The following is a 21,059-nucleotide window of genomic DNA, read 5'->3' as shown; positions in this document are numbered from 1 at the left end:
GGGGCCTACCTCAGCGGGCCGGGCCGCCCGGCGAAGCCCGGGGGGGGGCCCGCCCCTGGGGCCCCGACGGGCCGGGGGGGGGGGGTGGGGTACCGGAGGGGGCCCCGGGGTGCCCCGGGGGCCGCCGGAGCGGGAGCGGTGGTCGAAGGGTCCGCGGACCCCATGGGGTCAGGCCGCCCGCCCGTAGCGCCGGCCGGCGCGCAACAGGAGGCGCCCGCGGCGGGTGCGGCGCTCCTCCCTGCGCTGGGCGCGCAGCGCGGCGTGGGCGCTCCGCGCTGCCCGCACGTTGGCCATCTCGCGGATCCGCTGCTCGGTCATCGTCCGGGCGTTCTCCATGAGCAGTGCACTGTGGAACATCGTGTGTCCTTCCCCGTCGGCGCGGACCCCGTGTCCCGCCGTCCGTGTCCACGCTCGTCCTAAGAACGGCTCCGGCGCATCGGAAGAATTCCCCGTCCTGCGGCGGTGCTCCGTCCTAGGACCCCTGGAACGGGCTCAGACCCCGTGTCGGAGGTCGGCGGGGGTCCGGCACACCGAGAATGTGTCACCTCACGCGATCAGGCGATCACTCGTAGTTGTCTAGTCCTGACAGGTCGCGGACACACAGGAGGCACGGGATGGCTCGGGTCGTGCGGGGAAGCAGTCGGATCGCGGCGTCCGGATGGGGCGGCGCGCTCGCGGCGGGGCTGGTGGCGGTCGGACTGGCCGCCGTGCCCGCGTCCGCGGAGGAGAACCCGCGGGGGCTGCCCGGAGCCGCCCCCGCGGAGGGGGACGCGCCCCTGGTGGGGCTGTCCGTGACTGTGGGCGACGAGCCCCCCAACCCGGGGAGGGAGATCACCCTGCGCACGACCGTGGCCAACAGCGACAGCGATCAGGTCCGGGACGCGCTGCTCGCCCAGCACTTCCCCGAGGCGTTGGAGGTTCTGGAGGTCGACCACGGGGGAGCGGCCGACCAGGGCATCGTGAACTGGCGGGTGGACGTGCCGCCGGGGGAGGAGGTCGTCTACACGGTGCGGGCCCGTGTCGTGGAGGGGGCCGGCCCCCAGGAGCGGGTGATGAGCACGGCCTGCCTGCTGTTGGACAGGGACGCGGATCCGGCCGCGTGCGCGAGCAACACGGTGGTGGTCACCGAGGCCACGATGATGTCGCGGGTGTCGGAGTTCGTCGACCCGAACTGGGCCGTGCGGTCCGCCGGGGCGGTTCTGGCGGTGGGGCTGGCCTGGATGCTGTGGCGGCAGAGGGGGATCCTGCGCCGGAGATGAGCCGGTGCCGCCGGGGCGGCGGATCCGCGCAAAGTTTTCGAGGCGCCCCGTCACGCCCCCAGCGCCCCAGGTCCTCGGTCCCTTTCCGGTGTCAGCCGGTCGGGGTAGAGTGAGTCCGGGAACGCTGTTCAGGTACAGCGCACGACGGCCCGCCAGTCCCAGACTGGCGGGCCGTCGTGGTTGGCGCTACAGGTCGCGAGCCTGGGCAGTGGACAGCAGAGCCGCCCACTCAGCAGCCGGGAACATGAGGTGTCCGGCCTCCCTGTTCTGGGTGTCGCGCATGGCAGACGCCCCCGGGGTGTCGGCGACCTCGACGCAGTCCTGGCCGCGCCCGGTGCTGTAGGAGGACTTGCGGAACTTCAGGTGGTGGGGTGCTTCTGGCATAGCTGCTGCTCTCTACAGGGCTGACAATCGGTTCCGGATCAGCTCACGCGACTCGTCCACGGACAGGGCCGACGCCTGCACGAAGTCGAAGATACGCCGATAGCGGCGAACCTGGTCTGGCGCTTCCAGGTAGAGCTCCTCGGATACCGCCTCCAGATAGACGACGGGCGGATCCGTGGAAGGGAACTCCAGCAGAACGAAGTGACCCGTCATAGCGGCATGTAGGCCACCGCTTGCAGGAAGCATCTGGATGCCGATGTTCGGCCGGTAGCTGACCTCAACAAGGTACTCCAGCTGGTCCCGCAGATCAGGCGTGATGTGGAGAAGCGCAGCTTCGTCGATCACGGTCCAGAACGCCGGCGGGTCCGACCGGGAGAAGACGGTCTTCCTGAGCATGCGCGCTTCGACGCGACGGTCCCTCGCTCACCGTTCTGGACGCGGTCCTGGACGGCCTTCACCGCCTGGGCACCTCATGAGCGGCGCCGACATTGCCACCCAGGGCCTGCTCACCGCTGCCGCTGAGACCCCCGCGCGCCCTGGAGTCAGGTCCCTCCGGCCGGGGCGCGCGGGGCCTGAGCCGCCGCCCCGGTCGGGAACCACGGGACGTCCCGTGGCCGCCGGTTTTGTTACGTCAGCGTGTCATAAAAACGGGGCCCAAAACTACGGGTCGTAGTAGCCTAGCGCCATGGACATCCTCTACTCCGCGCTCGTCTTCCTGCACATGATCGGCCTGGCCGGCATCATCGCGGGCTTCCTCATGCAGATCATGACCGGCCATGCCAAGGCCCCCAAGGTCCTGCTGCACAGCTCGCTGCTCCAGTTCGTCACCGGGCTGCTCCTCGTCGGGGTCGCCGAGATGGGCGACCTCTCCGACCCGAACCACGTCAAGATCGCCGTCAAGCTGGTCATCGCCCTCGCCGTCGTGGTGGTGGGCGTGCTGAACCTGCGCAAGCCCGCCAGGAACCTCGCCATCGCGGCGGGCGTGCTCGCCGTCGTCAACATCGGCGTGGCCGTCTTCTGGTAGGCCCCCCGACAGGCGTCCCGAAGCGGCCCCCGCAGGCCGCCCGAGGCGCAGGCCGGTGGTGGTACGGAACCCGTGGTCCGTACCGCCACCGGTTTTTTGCGTGCCTTTCAGTAATCTTGCGGGATTTTTCCGTGGTCGGGCCTGCGGTGGTGGCCCCGCGTCGGCCCAGCTCACAGCTGAGGTCCGGCCGCCGGCCCGGATGCCCCCTCCTGTCCCGCCAGAGGGTTCGAGCAGTTCACAGCGGATGCCGTCGCTCTCGGTGAGGGAGGAGAGCTGTGGGAAACGGCCTGTTCACAAGGGCGGTTCGTTCTGTTAGCTTCGTCACTCCCATGCAAAATCTTGCAAAAACTGCAAGGGCATGGCGGTGAGGCTCATGCGCCCCACCGCGCACCCCCCAAGGAGCGCACATGAGAACACGAGGCCCCGGCGCCGTCGCCGCGGCGGTCATGCTGGGAGCGGGCCTGCTAGCGGCTCCCGGCCTGATCGACCCCCCGCCCACCCAGGCCGCGCCCGTCGCCGACACCACCGTCGCGCAGGCCGACAGCAGCGAGACCGTCGTCCACCTCTTCCAGTGGAGCTGGGACGCCGTCGCCACCGAGTGCGAGGACTTCCTCGGACCCAACGGCTTCGGGGCCGTCCAGGTCTCCCCGCCCCAGGAACACATCGTCGTCCCCTACGCCGAAGGAGGGAACTACCCCTGGTGGCAGGACTACCAGCCGACCTCCTACAGCATCGGCAACACCCGCCGCGGCACCGCCGACGAGTTCGCCGCGATGGTCGACACCTGCCGTGACAGCGGCGTGAGGATCTACGCCGACGCGATCGTCAACCACATGACCGGCGACGGGTCCGGCACCGGCAGCAACGGCACCCGGTGGGCCAAGTACGACCACCCCGACCTGTTCGGCGACGGCTCCGCCGCCTACGGCGACGGGGACTTCAGCCCCTGCCGCGAGGACATCGCCGACTGGAACGACAAGCAGGAGATCCAGGACTGCCAACTCCTGGGCCTCGCCGACCTGGACACGGGCAGCCCCCACGTCCGCGCCCAGATCACCCGCTACCTCAACGGGCTGGTGGACCTCGGGGTGGCGGGCTTCCGGGTCGACGCCTCCAAACACGTCCCCGAGTCCGACATCGGCGCGATCTTCGGCGGGCTGGACGACGTGCCCGGCTTCGGCGGTCGGCCGCGCGTCTACCACGAGGTCTACGGCGACGCCACGATCCCCTACACCGCCTACACGCCCTACGGCCAGGTCACCAACTTCGACTACAAGCGCGACGTGTCCCAGCGGTTCGCCGGAGGCGACATCGCCGGACTGACCGCGATGCCCGAGTACGGGGGACTCGCCGCCGACCAGGCCGTCGTGTTCATCGACAACCACGACACCCAGCGCTACGAGCCCACCCTCACCCACAAGGACGGCGACCGCTACCGCCTCGCCACCGCGTTCATGCTCGCCCACCCCTACGGCACGCCCGTGGTGATGTCGAGCTACGACTTCGGGGACAACCAGACCGAGGGGCCGCCCAGCGTCGGCGAGGTGGACGGCAACCCCGCCGGATGGATCACCGAGGACGCCGACTGCGCCTCCTCCGACTGGATCTGCGAGCACCGCGACGGGACCGTCGCCGGGATGGCCGCCTTCCGCAGCGCGGTCGGCGACGCCCCGCTGGCCGAACGGGCCCGCGACGGCTCCTCCCGGGTGGCCTTCGACCGGGGCGGGCGCGGCTTCGCCGCCTTCAACGCCTCCGGCCAGGCCTGGGAACTGACCACCGGGACCGGCCTGCCCGACGGAACCTACGACAACGCCGCCGGAGAGGGCGCCGTCACCGTCACCGACGGCCGCGTCACCGCCAGGGTGCCCGCGGACGGCGCCGTGGCGCTGCACGTCGGAGGGGAGTGCCAGGACCCCGACGGGTGCGGCGGCACCGACCCGGGCGATCCCGGCGCAGACCTCACCGCGACCGTCGACACCCGGCCCGGACAGGTGGTGCACGTCGTCGGCGAGACCGCCGCACTCGGCTCCTGGAACCCCGTCGACGGGGTCGCGCTGACCGACGGGGGCGACGGCACCTGGTCGGGAGCCGTCACCCTGGGAGCCGCCACCGAGTGGAAGCTCGTCAAGGTCGACGGCGCAGGCCACGTGGAATGGGAACCCGGCCAGAACCGTGTCGGTCCCGCCGCCACCGTCACCTGGGGAGACCGCTGACCCCACCGCCAGGGGCCCCGACCCGCTCCCGGGCCCCGACCCGCTCCGCCGGGCAGCCCCCTCGAAACCCCGCCCGGTGACACCCGGGGCGCGCGGCCTCCGCCCGCCCCGTCAGCACCCCCGCGCCACACTCCTCCGGCACGGGGGTGCCCCCGTCCCCCGACCGCCCGGACGGTCACCCGGCCGAGGCGTCCGCCCGCGGGGCGGGACAGGTGCCCCCCGGCTCGACCGCGAGCTCGAAGTGCCACATCTCGTTCGCGTAGGTCTGGCAGAGCCCGTGGGCGGCGCCGTACCGGCCCATCCAGTCGGCGGCGTCCGTCCGGCCGATGTCGACCGCCTCGCCGCTCACGTGGGAGGAGGCCTGCGGTGTGGCGACCCACCGGGCGGCCTCCTCCTCGTCGGCGTAGACCGTGACCGCCGCGTCCAGGAGGAACTGCTGGTAGCGCTCGCTCCGCCACCCGCTCGTGACGACCACGTCCACGCCCGCGGTCCGGGCCTCGGTCGCGGCGGCCCGCACCGCCTTCAGCAGCTCCGGGTCCATCCGCGTCAACAGCGGCAGATCCTCCGTGAACGGGGACACGCCCTCCCCCTCACCGAGGTAGCCGTCGTCCTCGCCCAGCGGTGTGAGCCGGGTGACGGGCAGATCGGTTGCGGGCGCCGGGCCCCCGCCCCCCTCCGGCCCCGGGCCGGTCGGGGCACACGCCCCCAGGGCGGTCAGGGCCAGGGCCGCCAGGGCGACGAGGAAGACGAGCACGACCGGGACGGCGGCCGGCCAGCCGGCGACACGCGACCGGGGTGAAACACGAACCACGGGATCCCTCCCCTCTCCGCCGGACGGGGTCGCCCGGCGCCTCCCACCAGGGCAGCAGGGAGCGTGTTGCGGGGATGTCGGATGAAGTCCCAACGTTTTCGCAACACGGGCGTTGCCTAGAATCAGGCGTCCGGCCGGCAGGACGGGCCGTCGAACAGGGGGACACCACATGCGCGTGCTGGTCGTCGAGGACGAGGTCTTCATGGCCGAGGCCCTCCAGGCGGGGCTGCGCCATGAGGCGATCGCCGCCGACGTGGCCTTCGACGGGGACGAGGCCCTCGAACGCGTCGGCGTCAACGACTACGACGTGGTCGTCCTCGACCGCGACATCCCCGGCACGCACGGGGACGACGTGTGCGCGGCCCTCACCCGCGACCACCCGGGCACGAGGGTGCTCATGCTGACGGCCGCGACCCGGCTCAGGGACAAGGTGGACGGGTTCACGCTCGGCGCCGACGACTACCTCACCAAGCCCTTCGCGCTGGAGGAACTGGTCGTGCGCCTGCGCGCGCTCGCCAGGCGCCCGGCCGCCGCGGTCCCGCCCGTGCTGGAGTGCGCGGGCCTGCGCCTGGACCCCTACCGGCGGGAGGCCTACCGGGACGGCCGCTACCTCAGGCTCGCCCGCAAGCAGTTCGCCGTCCTGGAACTTTTGATGCGCGCGGACGGAGGCGTGGTGAGCGCGGAAACCCTGCTGGAGAAGGTGTGGGACGAGAACGCCGACCCGTTCACGAGCGCCCCCAGGGTCACCGTCTCGACCCTGCGCCGGGTCCTCGGCGCACCGGACCCCGTCGTCACGGTCCCCGGGGTCGGCTACCGCCTCGTCGCCCCCGGGGCGAGGGCGTGAGCGCCGCCCCGCCGCGCGCGGCGACCCCCCTTGTCAGCGCGCGCTTCCGCCTGGCCCTGAGCTACGCGGGGTTCCTCGTCGCCGCCGGCGCCGTCCTCCTGCTGGGCGTCTACGTGGTCCTGCGCTACGTGCCGAACTATCCGCTGACCGCGGCCAACCCGTCGGAGGCCCACCTGCCCGTCGCGTCGAGGTGGGAGATCCTCACCGCCCTGGTCCGCCTCTCCGGGGCGCTCCTCGCGGCCCTGGCCCTGATCGGCATCACCGGTGGCTGGTTCCTGGCCGGGTGGGTGCTGCGCCCCCTCCAGCGCATCAACGAGGCCGCCCGGATCGCCGCGGAAGGACGGCTGGACCACCGGATCCGCCTGACGGGGGTCAACGACGAGTTCCGCCAGCTCGCCGACACCTTCGACCACATGCTCGACCGGCTCCACGACGCGTTCGTGACACAGGAGCGCTTCGCCGCGAACGCCTCCCACGAACTGCGGACCCCGCTGGCCGTTACGGGAACGCTCCTCGACGTCGCCCGCCGCAACCCCGGCGGACAGGACTATCCGGCCCTGGTCGAACGGCTCAGCATCACCAACGCCAGGGCCGTCGGTCTGACCGAGGCGCTGCTGCGGCTCGCCGACGCCAACGCCGTCACCACCGCGGCCGCACCGCTCGACCTCGCCGGGACCGTCCGCACGGCGGTCGGCGACGCCGCGCACGAGGCCGAGCGGCACGGTGTGACCTGGGACCTGCGGCTGGAGGCCGCACCGGTGCTCGGCGACGGCGCCCTTCTCGCCCGGGCAGTCGCGAACCTCGCTCAGAACGCCGTCCGCCACAACACCGGACGCGGAACGGCGCTGGCCGTCACGGAAAGCGATCCCCGACGGGGCGTGACCACGCTCAGGGTCGAGAACACCGGGCCCGTGTACACGTCCGAGGCCGCGGCGCGGCTGCGTGAGCCGTTCCTGAGGGGCGAGGGGCGTACCCGCCGCGCAGAGGGGGGCCGCGGTCCGGGACAGGGCGAGGGCCACGGTCTGGGACTGGCCCTCGTCGCCCGCGTCGTCGACGTCCACGGCGGAACCCTCGTCCTCGACCCGCGCGACGGGGGAGGGCTCGTCGTCACGGTCACCCTCCCCCGCCCGCCCGGACGGTGACCGCCGACGCGGGAGCCCCAACGGGCCGCCCCGAACCGTTGCCGGTACGGCGGGAGGGGGAGCCGTGAACCGTTCCGGGCAGCGCGGCTAGGCCGTGTTCCGCGGATCATTCCGGGCTCGCAACCGCCAGGCTGCCTCTCGCTGCGCCGACCACGCTTGGACAGCCAGACCCGGGCTGACCTGCGCTACTCGTCTTGCGAGAGATTGCCTGGAGGCCGCTCGCGGCGATCGGCGCAAGCGCCGAATCAACCGAAAGCATCCACGGAACACGCCCTAGTCGTCGTAGAAGACGCGCTCCATCACCGCGCGCGCCCGCCGGGTGGTACGCAGGTAGGCCTCCGTCAACTGCTCGGCGGGGCCCTCCCAGACGCCCTCCTCGTCCTCGGTGTTGCGGTACCCCATCGCGCCCGCCAGCGCCGCGCGCACCCGCAGGTCCGTCGGCAGCGAGTCGCCACCGCGACCGCGCACCAGCATCACCATGCCCCGCACCCGCGAGGCCAGCCTCCAGGCCTGCTCCAGCACAGCGCCGTCGTCCGCACCCAGGAACCCGTGGGCCACGGCCGCGTCCAGGGCCTCCAGGGTCCCGGTCGTGCGAAGGTCCGGGTACTCGCGGGCGTGCCTGAGCTGTGTCAGCTGCGCCACCCACTCCACGTCCGAGAGCCCGCCGCGGCCGAGCTTCGTGTGCAGGGTCGGGTCCGCCCCGCGCGGCAGCCGCTCGGCCTCCATCCGCGCCTTGAGCTTGCGGATCTCCAGCACCGCCGAGGAGTCGATCCCGCCCTCCGGGTAGCGGATCGGGTCGATCAGCGCCGTGAACGCCTCCCGCAGCTCCGGGTCCCCGGCGATCGGCCTGGCCCTCAGCAGCGCCTGGCTCTCCCACACCTGGGACCACCGGCCGTAGTACGCCGCGTACGACTCCAGCGTGCGCACCACCGGCCCGCTTCGGCCCTCGGGGCGCAGGTCCGTGTCCACCTTCAGGGGCGGCTCCGCGGCGGGCATCTCCAACAGCCGCGCCAGCTCCCGCACGATCGCCAGCGCCTGCTGGGTCGCCGCTCCCGTGTCGACCCCGGGAAGGGGGTCGTGCACGTACATCACGTCCGCGTCACTGGCGTAGGTCAGCTCGCCGCCGCCGAACCGGCCCATCGCCACCACGCACACACGCGTCAGGGGCTCGTCCCCGGACGCCGCCACGACGCGGTTCTGCGCCAGCCGCAACGCGGCCTCGATCGTCACCGCGGCGATGTCGGTCAGCGCCGCACCCACCTCCTGGACCGACGACACCTCCAACAGGTCGGCGGCGGCCGTGCGCAGCAGCTCGCGGCGGCGCAGCGCCCGCACCGCCGCCACCGACTCCTCCGCCGTGTCGTAGCGGCGCTGCGCCGCCTCCGCCTCGGCGTCGAGCACCTTCGGCCCGCGCCGCACCAGGTCGGCGTCGTCGTCCAGCATCGCCACCGCGTCCGGAGCCCGCAGCAGCAGCTCCGTCACGTACCGGCTCGTCCCCAGCAGCCACGCCATCCGCTCGGCCACCCGCACGTCGTCGCGCAGCAGCCGCAGGTACCACGGGGTGGTGCCCAGGGCGTCACTCACCTGGCGAAACCCGAACAGGCCCGCGTCGGGGTCGGGGGAGTCGGAGAACCAGCCCAGCATCACCGGCAGCAGCGTCCGCTGGATCGCCGCCCGCCGGGACACCCCCGACGTCAGCGACTCCAGGTGCCGCAGGGCCCCGCCGGGGTCCGCGAACCCGAGCGCCTCCAGACGGATCTTGGCCTGCTCCGGCGAGAGCCGTGCCTCCTCGCCCGGCAGCTGCGCCACCGCGTTCAGCAACGGCCGGTAGAACAGCTTCTCGTGCAGGCGCCGCACCTCCGACGACACCCGGCGGCGGGCCTCGGTGAGCTCCTTGAACGGGTCGGCGGTGAACCCCAGCGCCCGCCCCAGGCGGCGCAGGTGCTCGGTTCCGTCGGGGCTCGCGGGGTCCGGCATCAGGTGGGTGCGCCGCAGCCGCTCCAGCTGCAGCAGGTGCTCCACCCGGCGCAGGAAGCGGTAGGCCTCCGACAGCCCGGCCGCGTCGCGCCGCCCGACGTACCCGAACTCGGACAGGGCCCCCAGCGCCTCCAGGGTGTTGCCCGACCGCAGCCGGTCGTCGGTGCGACCGTGCACCAGCTGGAGCAGCTGGACGGAGAACTCGATGTCGCGGAGGCCGCCCGGCCCCAGCTTCAGCTCACGCTCGGTCTCGCCCGCGGGGATGTGCGCCACCACGCGGCGGCGCATCGCCTGCACGTCCTCCACGAAGTCCTTGCGGCTGGTCGCCTCCCACACCAGGGGCCGGATCGCGTCCGCGTACGCCAGGCCCAGGCCGGCGTCGCCTGCGATCGGCCGGGCCTTGAGCAGCGCCTGGAACTCCCAGGTCTTGGCCCAGCGCTCGTAGTACGACAGGTGCCCCGCCACCGAGCGCACCAGCGGCCCGTTGCGCCCCTCCGGCCGCAGCGCCGGGTCCACCTCCCACAGGACGCCCTCGGCGTCGGTCTCGGAGGGGATGCGCATCATCGTGGTGGCCAGCCGGGTCGCCGCGCGCATGGCCGCCTGGTCGTCGACCGGCACGTCGGGGTCGGCAGGCTCCGCGGGCTCGGCCACGAACACCACGTCCACGTCGCTGACATAGTTCAGCTCACGGCCGCCGCACTTGCCCATGCCGATCACCGCCAGACGGCACAGCGCGGCGTCCTCGGGCTGTTCGGCCCGGGCCACGGCCAGCGCGGCGTCGAGCATGGCCGCGGCCAGGTCGGCCAGTTCCGCCGCGGCCTCGTCGACCGTGCACAGGCCCGTCAGGTCGCGTCCGGCCAACCGCAGCACGCGCCTGCGGTACGCCACCCGCAGGGTGTGCCGGAGAGCCTCGCACGTCCCGTCCTCGACCACGGCCGGGTCGGCGGTCGGCGCCGCGCTGTGGGGATCGGCCCCCACCGTGTGCAGCATGCCCCGGCGCAGCTCGTCCGGCTCGGGGGACCTGGCGGCGTCGGCGCCCCGCAGTTCCCGCCAGTCGCCCGGATGGCGCACCAGGTGGTCGGTCAGGGCGGGGCTGGTGCCCAGTACCCTGCCCAGCCGGTCCCGCAGGTCGTGTTCCTCGCGCAGCACGTCCAGGACCTCGGCCGGGTCCGGGTCGGACTCCAGGACCCTGATCAGCCCCAGCAGGGCCTGGTCGGGGTCGGGTGCGGCCGAGAGGGCGTCGATGACGGCGGTGTCGGCCCGTGCGTCCAGGCCCGCCTCCGTCATCAGCCGTAGGGCCCGGGTGCTGTCGCTGAAGCCACGTCTGGCGAGCGAGCCTGCTGTCATGGTGAAGTTTCCGTCCCTTGCCACGCCTCAACCGTAGCCGGACGGCCCACGGACGTGCAGCACGGCTCTGCTTGCAGGTCATCTCGCCCGCTGCCGCGGGCGGTGCGGGGACGGGGAAGGCCACCGGCAGCGTGTCCTACGCCGCCGGTGGCCCCTGAAACCTCGGAGTGTGCGCCCGACGCGCGCCCTTGGGGGTAGGACCCCGAGGCGCACGCCGCAGCGCCGCAGTCCTAGATGTCGTAGTAGAGCTCGAACTCGCGCGGGTGCGGGCGCAGACGCAGGGAGTCGATCTCCTCGGTGCGCTTGAAGTCCACGTAGGTCTCGATGAGGTCCTTGGTGAACACGCCGCCCTCAAGCAGGAACTCGTGGTCGGCCTCCAGGGCCAGCAGGGCGTCGTCGAGCGAGGCCGGGACGGTCTTGATGGCCGAGGCCTCCGCCGGGGGCAGCTCGTAGAGGTCCTTGTCGATCGGCTCCGGCGGCTCGATCTTGTTCTTGATGCCGTCGATGCCGGCCATCAGCATGGCGGAGAAGGCCAGGTACGGGTTGGCCGAGGGGTCCGGCACACGGAACTCGATGCGCTTGGCCTTGGGGTTGGAACCCGTGAGCGGCAGGCGGATGCAGGCCGAGCGGTTGCGCTGGCTGTAGACGAGGTTGATGGGCGCCTCGTAGCCGGGCACCAGGCGGTGGTACGAGTTCACCGTGGGGTTGGTGAAGGCGAGCAGCGCGTCGGCGTGCTTGAGCAGACCGCCGATGTAGTAGCGCGCGGTGTCGGAGAGCTGGCCGTAACCCGCCTCGTCGAAGAAGAGCGGCTCGCCGTCCTTCCACAGGCTCTGGTGGCAGTGCATGCCGGAGCCGTTGTCGCCGAACAGCGGCTTGGGCATGAACGTGGCCGTCTTGCCCGCCTCGTTGGCGACGTTCTTGACGATGTACTTGTACAACTGCACCTTGTCGGCCTGCTGGAGCAGCGTGCCGAACCTGATGCCGATCTCGGCCTGGCCCGCGGTGCCGACCTCGTGGTGCTGGAGCTCGACCTCGATGCCCGAGTCGATCAGGGTCTGCACCATGTCGGAGCGCAGGTCGCTGTAGTGGTCGACCGGCTCGACGGGGAAGTAGCCGCCCTTGTAGCGGGGACGGTAGCCGCGGTTGCCGCCCTCGATCGCGGAGCCCGTGTTCCAGGCGCCCTCGATGGAGTCGATCTCGTAGTAGCCGGTGTTCGATCGCGTCTCGAACTTGACGTCGTCGAAGATGTAGAACTCGGCCTCGGGACCGAAGAAGGCGGTGTCCGCGACTCCGGAGCCCTTGAGGTAGGCCTCGGCCTTGCGGGCGACGTTGCGCGGGTCGCGGCTGTACGACTCCAGCGTCAGCGGGTCGTGGACGAAGAACGTCATGTTCAGCGTCTTGTGCTTGCGGAACGGGTCGACGACGCCGGTGCTCAGGTCGGGGAGCAGCAGCATGTCGGACTCGTGGATGGCCTGGAAGCCGCGGATCGAGGACCCGTCGAACATCTGGCCGTCGGTGAACGTCGAGGCGTCGACGTTCGAGGTCGGGAGGGTAACGTGGTTCACGCCCCCGAACAGGTCCGTGAATCGGACATCGAGGAACTTGACGTCCTCGTCCCGGATGTAGGCGAGCACCTCGTCGACGCTGCTGAACAAAACGAACCTCCGTGCAGGTGTCTGAGACGATGGGTCCGGGGTCCGCTTCATCGCGGACACGTCGGATCACACGCCGTCTCCCGGCTTCGTAACGAAGCTAGGAGCGGGTGATTTCCGTGCCATGTCTCTATTGTTTCCTGCATGTTACGGAGCCAGGCGTTTTCGCAGACCACCCCGCCTGACCCGGTGATTCCACTGCTTTGGGTGCGAAAACGGGACGTGTGGAGCACGTGGTTGTGGTCCCGGACACGCCTTCCCGTTGCCGTGCTCACGCCCCGTACGGACGACCCGCGGGCGGGTGCCCCCACCGGGTGGATACCGTGGAGGCCATGAGCGACCAGAGCCCGGGCGGCGCCGCCGGAGCCATCCACGACGACGACTTCCAGTACAGGGGAAACCGCCTGGGCCTGCCGGAAAGCGGTGCGGGGTCGGTTCCGGGCGTCATCCGCCGCCTCGTCGGACTGGTCCTGGACTGGGGCCTGGCGCTCGCGGTCGCCTGGGGCCTCTACGGCCTGGGCGCGGTCGGCGCGGAGCTCACCTCCTCGGAGGAGGTCGTCCCCATGCTCAGCAACACCGCCCTGGTGGTCTTCGCGGTGATGAGCGTCATCCTCCTGACCCTCTTCGGCACGACAGTCGGGCGCCGCCTCGTCGGTGTCGGCATCACCGCCACCGGTGAGCGCTCCTGGCCCTGGTTCGTGTCGATGACCGTGCGCACGCTCCTGCTGTGCCTGGTCATCCCCGCCGTCATCTACGACCGGGACACCCGGGGCCTGCACGATCGCGCCGCGGGCACGGTCGCGACCCGTTACTGAGCGCGCACCGTAGGCGGATATTCCTGCCGGAGTCGCAAACGCGGTGGTACGGGCCGGGTTCCCGCTGCTGTTAGCATCCGTTCATCGCTTTTCCCGGGGACGGTCGCGACCCTCACGGTGTCCTGCCCCCACACCCTCCCCACCAGGTCCCACCGCACCCTCCGAAGGTTCGCATGGCTGGCAGACGTTCCACTTCCCGTCCCTCCGGCGTGCTCGGTGCCGTGCGGATGTCCGCAGGGCAGTGGGTCGCCTGCGCGGCCACCGCCCTGGCCGTCATCGTGAGCCTGGGCGGCTACGGCTGGTACCAGGGCATCGTCGGCAACATCACCACCACGCAGGTGGACACGACGTGGGACCGCCCCACCAGCGTCGAGGGCGTGATGAACCTGCTCATCATCGGCTCCGACGTGCGCTCGGGCGAGAACGCCGACTACGGCGAGGCGGAGGGCGCACGGCCCGACACGATGCTCATCGCCAGCATCAACGTCGACAACGGGGCGGCCACCCTCGTGAACCTGCCCCGCGACCTGGTCGTGGACCTGCCCGCGTGCGAGGCGGTCGAGGGGTACGAGGGGATGTCGCCGCACAGCGGCATGATCAACTCCGCGATGACGTTCGGCGGTATCGGCTGCCAGTGGCAGGCCGTCGAGGTGGCCACCGACGTGCACCTGGACCACTTCGTCATGATGGACTTCACCGGGTTCAAGGACATGGTCGACGCCATCGGCGGTGTGGAGATGTGCATCCCCGAACCCGTGGACGACCCCAAGGCCCACCTGGTCCTGGACGCCGGGCTCCAGACGCTGGACGGCGAGGACTCCCTCGGGTTCGTGCGCTCCCGCTACGCGCAGGGCGACGGCGGCGACCTGTCCCGCATCGACCGCCAGCAGGAGTTCATGGGCGCGATGCTGCGCCAGGTGCTCAGCAGCGAGGTCATGACCAGCCCGGTCACCATCACCAACTTCCTCGGCGCGGTCACCGACTCGGTCAGCACCGACGACGAGCTGACCGTCGACACCATGACCGACCTCGCCATCTCCATGCGCGAGGTCGACCTGGAGCGCATCCAGTTCGTGACCGTCCCCAACGGCCAGCACCCCGCCGACCCCAACCGCCTGATCATGAGCGACGCCGCCCCCGCGCTGTTCGAGGCGATCAACGCGGGAGCGGACCTCGCCGGCGGCGGGGACGAGGAGGAGTCCGGCGAGGAGGGGGCCGGCGAGGAGGCCGAGGAGGCTCCCGCACCGGCGGACGTCTCCGTGGAGATCCTCAACAACGCGGGTGTCGACGGCCTCGCCCTGGAGGTCCAGGCGGTCCTGGCCGCGGAGGGCTACACGGTCACCGGGACCGGCAACCCCGTGGCCCGCTTCCCGGAGTTCACCACGGTCTACCACGCCCCCGGTCAGGAGGCCGCGGCCGAGATGCTGGCCGCATCGATGGAGTCCGCGGTCACGGAGGAGGCCGAGGGCCTCGCCCAGACCCTGGAACTGGTCCTGGCCCCCGACTGGGCCGGGTTCGCCGACGGGGGCTCCTCCGAACCGGAGATCTCGGTCACCGACGACCTCGACGGCATCACCGCGGAGGAAGCGGAGAGCGCCTGCTGATCGGAACCGCCGAGCCGGATACGATCTGACACGATGCGTGCCCTTCCGGTACGATCCGGCCGTTACGTTCGCTCCGCCCCGCGCAGTACGCGCGGCGCTCTCCTCCGAGCGGACCCGCCCTTGTCCCATACCGGATCGCAGGTGCCCCCTTGGCTCCCAGAAACGTGTCATCGGCCCTCGCCGCGAGGATGAGCCTTGGCCAGTGGATCGCGTGCGGGGTGACCGGCCTGCTCATCGCGTCGAGCCTGACCGTCTACGCGGGATACCGGGACGCCCTGGGCATCGCCACCGAGGAGGTCAACCCCGACGCCTGGGGAGACCGCCCCAGCCAGGTGGAGGGCCTCCACAACATCCTCCTGCTCGGTACCGACGAGCGCGCGGGGGAGGACGCCTCCTACAACGAGCTGAACGGCATCCGGCCCGACGTGCTGGTCGTGGTCAGCATCGACGTGGACCAGGGCGGCGTGACCATGGTCAACATGCCGCGCGACCTGATCGTCGACATGCCCGACTGCGCGCCCAACGACGAGGCGCCGGGGGTCTCCGCCGGAACGGTGGACCAGCTCAACCACGCCATGACCTACGGCGGCATGGACTGCCAGGGCAACACCGTGGAGACGCTCACCGGCATCCACCTCGACCACATGGTGATGGTCGACTTCGCCGGCTTCCAGAACATCGTCGACTCCGTCGGCGGCGTCGAGATGTGCGTTCCCGAGGCGATCGACGACCCCAAGGCCCACCTCCAGCTGGAGGCCGGGATGCAGACCCTCGGCGGCGAGGAGGCGCTCGGGCTGGCCCGCTCCCGGGACAGCACCGAGTTCGGCAGCGACCTGAACAGGATCGAGAACCAGCAGAGGCTGATCGGCGCGATCCTGCGGGAGGTCACCAGCGGCGACATCCTGTCCAGCCCGACCACCCTCTACGACTTCATCGGCTCGGTCACCGACAGCATGGTGACCGACGACGGGTTCACCACCGAACGCATGGCGGAGCTGGCCATCGCCATGCGCGATGTGGACCTCGGCCGGATGAACATGGTGACGGTCCCGGTCGTCGACGCTCCGAGCAACCCGAACAAGGTCGCCTTCGACCAGCCCGCCGCCGACGAGCTCTTCGCCTCGGTGGCCTCCGGCGAGGCGCTGGCGGAGGAGGAGGGCGAGGACGAGGGCGGCGAGGAGGCCGAGGAGGCCGAGGAGGCCTCCGTCGAGCCCGGGGACGTGTCCGTCCGGGTCCTCAACGGCACGGGCGTCAACGGGCTGGGCAGCCAGGTCGAGCAGCGCCTCCTGGAGGGCGGTTTCGTCGTCACGGGGACCGGCAACCCGCAGGCCCGGCAGCCCACCGCGACGACGGTCTACCACGGCCCCGACCAGGCGGCGCAGGCCGAGGAGCTCGCCTCGGTGCTGACGGCCGCCCAGATCGAGGAGGTCCCCGACCTCGGACCCGAGCTGGAACTGGTCATGGGCGTCGACGACTGGGGCCCCATCACCTTCGAGGGCGACGGGGGCGGAGAGGGCGACGGGGGCGGTGGCGCCCTCGAAGGCCTGGAGGGCACCTCGGCCGAGGACGACACGGTCTCCTGCGAGTAGCCCCCGCGGTCCCGAGACCGCGCCGACGGCGTCGAGAGGCCCCGCGGACACCGGATCCGGTGCCCGCGGGGCCTCTCCGCTTCCTGCGGGCACCCGGGCGGTAGGCGGGCCCTCTCCCCGCGCTCCCGGACGGGCGCGGCACGACCCTCACCGGGCGGGCCGGTGTCACCGCCGCCCTGTCCGTGCTCGGCGACGACCGGGCCGGGGCCGCTCCTCCACGCCCGCCGTCCCGCGCCGTGGGCTCGATCGCCGGCCCGGCGGCCACGTGCCCGCGTCGTACCCCGGTCCCGAACACGAAAGAAAGGGGGCCGCCGCACCTTGTCGGTGCGACGGCCCCCTCCACGTGTGCGTGAGAGGCCTGCCCGGTTCGCTAGCCGCCGGACTGGCCGCGCATGCCCCGGGGCATCTTCGCGCCCTTGGGCATCGGCCCCTTGGGCATCTGCATCTTGGCGGGCAGGGCCCTGAGCCGGTAGTTCAGCTCGGCGGCCCCGGACTTGTCCAGGTTGCGCGGGAGCCTGACCAGCGTGCGCTGGAGCTTGGAGACCGGCACCAGGCCCTCGCCGTTGCCGACCTTGAAGTCGTAGATGGGCGTGTCGTGCGCGACCCGCGCGACCCGCTTCTTCTCCCCGGCGATCAGCGGCTTGAGGCGGCCCGGGTCGCCCTCGCCGACCAGGATCACGCCGGGACGGCCCACCACGCGGTGGACGACGTCCATCTGCTTGTTGGCGGCCACGCCCGGTTCGACCACCCAGTTGCCGCGCATGTTGTCCAGGATCGCCATGCCCGCGCCCAGACGGCCGTCCAGCATCTTGTACTGGACGCGCTGCGCGGAGCGCGTGAAGATGATGAACCCGGTCAGGAAGGCGATCGGCAGGCCCGTCAGCGGCCACAGGATCCAGGAACCCGTCCAGATGCCGATACCGACGAAGACCGCGAGGACGACCACCGCGACGCCGACCGCCAGCGGGATGCTGCGGGGGCTCTGCTGGTGGACGACCTTGGCGACCATGCCGATCTGCTTGAGCCGTCCCGGCTCCTTCTCGGCCCCGCCCTTGGCGGGGGTCGGGGTCTCTGAACCCTTGGGCTTTTTCGCCATCGTGCTCTCAGGCAGCGCGCGCCGACGCTGTGTCGGCGGGGACGGGGATCCCTGGGCTGCCTTGCCTCCTCTTCGCGGTCGACCTTGGTGCGGCGCCTTGCGGCGCCAGCCAGCTGGGCGCCTCTCGCCACCAGGATATGTGTCCGTGCCCCCGCATGAGGAACGGTGGCCCGTGGGCCACCGTTCCAGCTTGGTCACGACTCGGGTGGAATGCCCGTTATGCCTTGCCAGCCAGGGCGGCGTTCTCCGCGTCCCGCTTCTCGCGGGCCTGCTTGTACAGGCGCCCGGCACGGTAGGACGAACGCACCAGCGGACCCGACATGACACCGGCGAAGCCGATCTCCTCGGCCTCCTCACCCAGCTCCACGAACTCCTCGGGCCTCACCCACCGGTCGATCGGGTGGTGCAGCTTGGAGGGGCGCAGGTACTGGGTGATGGTGAGCAGGTCGCACCCGGCCTCGTGCAGGTCGCGCATCGCCTCGCTGATCTCCTCACGGGTCTCGCCCATGCCGAGGATCAGGTTCGACTTGGTGACGAGGTCGTCCGCGCGCGCCTCGGTGATGACCCGGAGGGAGCGCTCGTAGCGGAAGCCGGGACGGATGCGCTTGAAGATCCGCGGGACCGTCTCGACGTTGTGCGCCAGGACCTCCGGCCGCGAGCCGAACACCTCGGCCAGCTGGTCGGGGTCGGCGTTGAAGTCGGGGATGAGCAGCTCCACACCCGTGTCCGGGTTGAGCTCGTGGATCTTGCGGACCGTCTCGGCGTACAGCCAGGCGCCGCCGTCCTCCAGGTCGTCACGCGCCACACCGGTGATGGTGGCGTAGCGCAGCTCCATCTTCTTCACGGAGTTGGCGACCTTGGTCGGCTCCATCCGGTCCAGGGCGCTGGGCTTGCCCGTGGCGATCTGGCAGAAGTCGCAGCGGCGCGTGCACTGGTCGCCGCCGATGAGGAACGTGGCCTCGCGGTCCTCCCAGCACTCGAAGATGTTGGGGCACCCGGCCTCCTGGCAGACCGTGTGCAGGCCCTCGCTCTTGACCAGGGACTGGAGCTCGGTGTACTCGGGCCCCATGTGCGCCTTGATCTTGATCCACGGCGGCTTCTTCTCGATGGGGGTCTCGCTGTTGCGCGCCTCCACGCGCAGCAGCTTGCGGCCCTCAGGAGCGATGGTCAACGTGAACCCGTTCCCTTCTGTGCCCCGTGACGGGACCCTCTCGCCCTTCGTGGGGGCGGCTGTGTCCCGGTCGGGACTGGCTCATGGTGTGGTGTCTCATCCACGGGCGACGGCTCCGGCGAGCAGCTCGGCGCCGTCGGCGCGGCTGTACCCCTGCGCGCCGAGGACGTCCGCCAGGTGCCGTTCCATCCGCAGTCTCACGTCGGCCACGGTCACCTCGCGTTCCAGCTCGGCGGAGAGCGAGGTCACCCCGGCGTCGGTGATTCCGCACGGGACGATCCGGTCGAACCACGACATGTCATTGTTGCAGTTCAACGCGAGTCCGTGCATACCGACCCCGCGGGCGATCCGGCAGCCGATGGCGGCGACCTTGCGCTCGATCAGGCCGCGTCCGGGGTCGGCGTCCAGCCACACCCCCGTGCGTCCCTCCACCCGCCTGCCGGTCAGGCCGTACTCCGCGATGGTGCGGATGATGGCCTCCTCCAGCATGCGCACGTAGGCGATCACGTCCACGGGGTCCGGCATCCGCACGATGGGGTACACCGTCAGCTGGCCGGGGCCGTGCCAGGTGATCTTGCCGCCCCGGTCGATGTCCACGACGGGGGCACCGGGGTCGGTGATGGGACGATCCCACCTCCCAGTGCGCTTTCCGGCGGTGTACACGGGCTCGTGTTCCAGGAACAGGACGGTGTCGGCCACCTCATCGGCGACGCGGCCCTCATGGAGCCGCTTCTGGAGATCCCAGCCCTGGTGGTACGGGACGGGATCGTCGCCCAGCCATGCGTAAACGAGATCACTCACACAGCCAGCTTACGCCCCGGTACGGGGCGCGGGTCGGGCCAGGATGTCGGATAGCGCACTGTCGATGGTGGGCAGGTGGAAGGAATACCCGGCCTTCTCCAGGCGTTCGGGCGCGGCTCTGAGGTCGATCAGGGAGGTCTCCTCCGCGAAGTCCCCCAGACTCGCGCGCAGTGCCGTCGCGGGAACCGGGAGGATCGTGGGGCGCCGCAGGACCTCGCCCAGGGCCTGGGTGAACGCCGCGTTGCTCACCGGCTCCGGCGCGCACATGTTCACCGGGCCGGTCACCTCCGGGTGCTCCAGCAGGAACCGGATCGCCCCGACCTGGTCGCGCAGCGCGATCCAGCTCATGTACTGCGCCCCCGACCCCAGGCGCCCGCCCAGACCCGCCCGGTACAGCGGCAGCAGGGTGCGCAGCAGGCCTCCCGAGCGGTCGAGCACCACCGCCGTGCGCATGTACACCACCGACAGCCCCGCCTCCAGGGCCGGGTCCGCGGCCTTCTCCCACGCCTGACAGGTCTGCGCCAGGAAGCCGGCGCCCGGCGGACTCTCCTCGGTGGCCACCGCGCCCCCGGTGTCCCCGTAGAAGTGCATCCCCGACGCCGTCAGCAGCCGCGGAGGAGGGGAGGACATCCCCGCCAGTGCCTGCGCCAGGGTGCGCGTGCCGCGGATCCGGCTGCGCCGGATGACCGCGCGCCGGTGCCTGGTCCACAGCGCGGGACCGATCGGTGCCCCCGCCAGGTGCACGACGGCGTCGGTCTCGTGCAGGGCGACGGTGTCGACACGCCCCTGCTCGGGGCGCCACTCCGCCTCCTCCACGTTCGTCGCGTCCGCACCCCTGGGAAGGTGCCGCACCAGGCGCACCACCGTGTGTCCGTCTTCGAGCAGGGACGCCGTCAGCGCCCTGCCGATGAGCCCGGAGGCTCCCGTGATCGCCACTCTCATGCCCAGGGTCTACCCGGAGGATCCCCGGCCTCCCTCCGAAGAGGGCACGGAAGGTGCGGCGAGGAGCACCCCCGGGAAATCTCTCCGGTTTTTTCTGCGAAAACGCTGCGGGGAGGCCTCCCACTCTTCTACTTTGAAGGTGGAACAGGGGACTCCGCGTCAGCGCGGAGTCACCGTGGGCGACACGCTGTCGGGCTGGCTGTCGTGGCGCCCGTCCACAGACCTTTGATGATGGGGATCATCAGGGGATGGTGATTGGTGGGGTAGAAAGACGGGGCGGCGGCACAGGCGCCGCCCCGTGCGCCGTACCCCACCCCGGGTGTCCGGGCCCCCCCCCCCAACCCGCGAGGGCCCCAGCGGAAGGTCGGGGGCGCCTGCGGCCGGACCC

The 21,059-nt window shown here is 71.5% G+C and carries 17 protein-coding genes and 1 pseudogene; 8 read left to right on the top strand and 10 right to left on the bottom strand.

Annotation, left to right across the window (positions count from 1 at the left end; translation table 11 throughout):
• Positions 1–168: 168 nt before the first annotated feature.
• Entirely contained in the window at positions 169–357 is a 189-nt protein-coding gene (locus ACFWTE_RS16265) for a hypothetical protein (RefSeq protein WP_378780232.1), read from the bottom strand.
• A gap of 257 nt (positions 358–614) precedes the next feature.
• Between ACFWTE_RS16265 and ACFWTE_RS16260 the strand changes: the two genes are divergently transcribed.
• Positions 615–1,259 (top strand): hypothetical protein, encoded by a 645-nt coding sequence (locus tag ACFWTE_RS16260; RefSeq protein ID WP_378780231.1) that lies wholly within the window; start codon positions 615–617, stop codon positions 1,257–1,259.
• A gap of 186 nt (positions 1,260–1,445) precedes the next feature.
• On the opposite strand, the gene ACFWTE_RS16255 is transcribed toward ACFWTE_RS16260, so the two are convergent.
• Entirely contained in the window at positions 1,446–1,643 is a 198-nt protein-coding gene (locus ACFWTE_RS16255) for a DUF397 domain-containing protein (RefSeq protein WP_378780230.1), read from the bottom strand.
• A gap of 12 nt (positions 1,644–1,655) precedes the next feature.
• Positions 1,656–2,048 (bottom strand): annotated as a pseudogene (locus ACFWTE_RS16250) (DUF5753 domain-containing protein); the annotation flags it as partial.
• A gap of 280 nt (positions 2,049–2,328) precedes the next feature.
• Here ACFWTE_RS16250 and ACFWTE_RS16245 point away from each other — a divergent pair.
• Together ACFWTE_RS16245 and ACFWTE_RS16240 are read left to right on the top strand one after the other, a co-directional pair.
• Positions 2,329–2,667: a hypothetical protein gene (locus ACFWTE_RS16245; RefSeq protein WP_378780229.1), complete on the top strand. Its 339-nt coding sequence runs from the start codon at positions 2,329–2,331 to the stop codon at positions 2,665–2,667.
• Between the two features lie 407 nt (positions 2,668–3,074).
• Entirely contained in the window at positions 3,075–4,880 is a 1,806-nt protein-coding gene (locus tag ACFWTE_RS16240) for a carbohydrate-binding module family 20 domain-containing protein (RefSeq protein ID WP_378780228.1), read from the top strand.
• Positions 4,881–5,055: 175 nt separating this feature from the next.
• Here ACFWTE_RS16240 and ACFWTE_RS16235 read toward each other — a convergent pair whose 3' ends face one another.
• The gene (locus ACFWTE_RS16235; protein WP_378780227.1) at positions 5,056–5,691 is read right to left on the bottom strand and encodes a M15 family metallopeptidase; all 636 of its coding nucleotides are present in this window, start codon (positions 5,689–5,691) and stop codon (positions 5,056–5,058) included.
• A gap of 169 nt (positions 5,692–5,860) precedes the next feature.
• Between ACFWTE_RS16235 and ACFWTE_RS16230 the strand changes: the two genes are divergently transcribed.
• On the top strand, positions 5,861–6,535 hold the full coding sequence (locus tag ACFWTE_RS16230; protein WP_378780226.1) for a response regulator transcription factor: 675 nt from the start codon (positions 5,861–5,863) through the stop codon (positions 6,533–6,535).
• Entirely contained in the window at positions 6,532–7,677 is a 1,146-nt protein-coding gene (locus ACFWTE_RS16225) for a sensor histidine kinase (protein ID WP_378780225.1), read from the top strand. Before ACFWTE_RS16230 ends, ACFWTE_RS16225 begins: the two co-directional genes overlap by 4 nt.
• Positions 7,678–7,950: 273 nt before the next feature.
• Here ACFWTE_RS16225 and ACFWTE_RS16220 read toward each other — a convergent pair whose 3' ends face one another.
• Positions 7,951–11,001 (bottom strand): bifunctional [glutamine synthetase] adenylyltransferase/[glutamine synthetase]-adenylyl-L-tyrosine phosphorylase, encoded by a 3,051-nt coding sequence (locus ACFWTE_RS16220; RefSeq protein ID WP_378780247.1) that lies wholly within the window; start codon positions 10,999–11,001, stop codon positions 7,951–7,953.
• Between the two features lie 230 nt (positions 11,002–11,231).
• Positions 11,232–12,656, bottom strand: a complete 1,425-nt coding sequence (gene glnA, locus ACFWTE_RS16215; RefSeq protein WP_378780224.1) for a type I glutamate--ammonia ligase — start codon at positions 12,654–12,656, stop codon at positions 11,232–11,234.
• Positions 12,657–12,985: 329 nt separating this feature from the next.
• Between glnA and ACFWTE_RS16210 the strand changes: the two genes are divergently transcribed.
• The 3 genes from ACFWTE_RS16210 (at position 12,986) to ACFWTE_RS16200 (ending at position 16,661) form a co-directional block, all read left to right on the top strand.
• The gene (locus tag ACFWTE_RS16210; RefSeq protein WP_378780223.1) at positions 12,986–13,468 is read left to right on the top strand and encodes an RDD family protein; all 483 of its coding nucleotides are present in this window, start codon (positions 12,986–12,988) and stop codon (positions 13,466–13,468) included.
• Between the two features lie 173 nt (positions 13,469–13,641).
• The gene (locus tag ACFWTE_RS16205; RefSeq protein ID WP_378780222.1) at positions 13,642–15,072 is read left to right on the top strand and encodes an LCP family protein; all 1,431 of its coding nucleotides are present in this window, start codon (positions 13,642–13,644) and stop codon (positions 15,070–15,072) included.
• A gap of 188 nt (positions 15,073–15,260) precedes the next feature.
• On the top strand, positions 15,261–16,661 hold the full coding sequence (locus ACFWTE_RS16200) for an LCP family protein (protein WP_378780246.1): 1,401 nt from the start codon (positions 15,261–15,263) through the stop codon (positions 16,659–16,661).
• 370 nt (positions 16,662–17,031) lie between these two features.
• Here ACFWTE_RS16200 and ACFWTE_RS16195 read toward each other — a convergent pair whose 3' ends face one another.
• From ACFWTE_RS16195 to ACFWTE_RS16180, 4 genes are all read right to left on the bottom strand, one after another.
• The gene (locus ACFWTE_RS16195) at positions 17,032–17,757 is read right to left on the bottom strand and encodes a DUF4191 domain-containing protein (protein ID WP_378780221.1); all 726 of its coding nucleotides are present in this window, start codon (positions 17,755–17,757) and stop codon (positions 17,032–17,034) included.
• Positions 17,758–17,974: 217 nt separating this feature from the next.
• On the bottom strand, positions 17,975–18,928 hold the full coding sequence (lipA, locus tag ACFWTE_RS16190) for a lipoyl synthase (RefSeq protein WP_378780220.1): 954 nt from the start codon (positions 18,926–18,928) through the stop codon (positions 17,975–17,977).
• Positions 18,929–19,024: 96 nt separating this feature from the next.
• Positions 19,025–19,729 carry a lipoyl(octanoyl) transferase LipB gene (gene lipB / locus ACFWTE_RS16185; RefSeq protein WP_378780219.1) on the bottom strand — a complete coding sequence of 235 codons (705 nt, stop codon included), beginning with the start codon at positions 19,727–19,729 and terminating at the stop codon, positions 19,025–19,027.
• A gap of 9 nt (positions 19,730–19,738) precedes the next feature.
• Positions 19,739–20,671: a TIGR01777 family oxidoreductase gene (locus ACFWTE_RS16180; protein WP_378780217.1), complete on the bottom strand. Its 933-nt coding sequence runs from the start codon at positions 20,669–20,671 to the stop codon at positions 19,739–19,741.
• Positions 20,672–21,059 lie beyond the last annotated feature (388 nt).

The sequence above is a fragment of the Nocardiopsis sp. NPDC058631 genome (assembly GCF_042716955.1).
GTDB lineage: Bacteria > Actinomycetota > Actinomycetes > Streptosporangiales > Streptosporangiaceae > Nocardiopsis.
This window is presented reverse-complemented; position numbering and strand designations above follow the sequence as displayed.

Bases quoted from the DNA above. Each gene is read 5' to 3' on its own strand.
- ACFWTE_RS16265 (WP_378780232.1), bottom strand. From the start codon at position 357: ATGTTCCACAGTGCACTGCTCATGGAGAACGCCCGGACGATGACCGAG.
- ACFWTE_RS16260 (WP_378780231.1), top strand. From the start codon at position 615: ATGGCTCGGGTCGTGCGGGGAAGCAGTCGGATCGCGGCGTCCGGATGG.
- ACFWTE_RS16255 (WP_378780230.1), bottom strand. From the start codon at position 1,643: ATGCCAGAAGCACCCCACCACCTGAAGTTCCGCAAGTCCTCCTACAGC.
- ACFWTE_RS16245 (WP_378780229.1), top strand. From the start codon at position 2,329: ATGGACATCCTCTACTCCGCGCTCGTCTTCCTGCACATGATCGGCCTG.
- ACFWTE_RS16240 (WP_378780228.1), top strand. From the start codon at position 3,075: ATGAGAACACGAGGCCCCGGCGCCGTCGCCGCGGCGGTCATGCTGGGA.
- ACFWTE_RS16230 (WP_378780226.1), top strand. From the start codon at position 5,861: ATGCGCGTGCTGGTCGTCGAGGACGAGGTCTTCATGGCCGAGGCCCTC.
- ACFWTE_RS16220 (WP_378780247.1), bottom strand. From the start codon at position 11,001: ATGACAGCAGGCTCGCTCGCCAGACGTGGCTTCAGCGACAGCACCCGG.
- ACFWTE_RS16210 (WP_378780223.1), top strand. From the start codon at position 12,986: ATGAGCGACCAGAGCCCGGGCGGCGCCGCCGGAGCCATCCACGACGAC.
- ACFWTE_RS16205 (WP_378780222.1), top strand. From the start codon at position 13,642: ATGGCTGGCAGACGTTCCACTTCCCGTCCCTCCGGCGTGCTCGGTGCC.
- ACFWTE_RS16200 (WP_378780246.1), top strand. From the start codon at position 15,261: ATGAGCCTTGGCCAGTGGATCGCGTGCGGGGTGACCGGCCTGCTCATC.
- ACFWTE_RS16195 (WP_378780221.1), bottom strand. From the start codon at position 17,757: ATGGCGAAAAAGCCCAAGGGTTCAGAGACCCCGACCCCCGCCAAGGGC.
- ACFWTE_RS16180 (WP_378780217.1), bottom strand. From the start codon at position 20,671: ATGAGAGTGGCGATCACGGGAGCCTCCGGGCTCATCGGCAGGGCGCTG.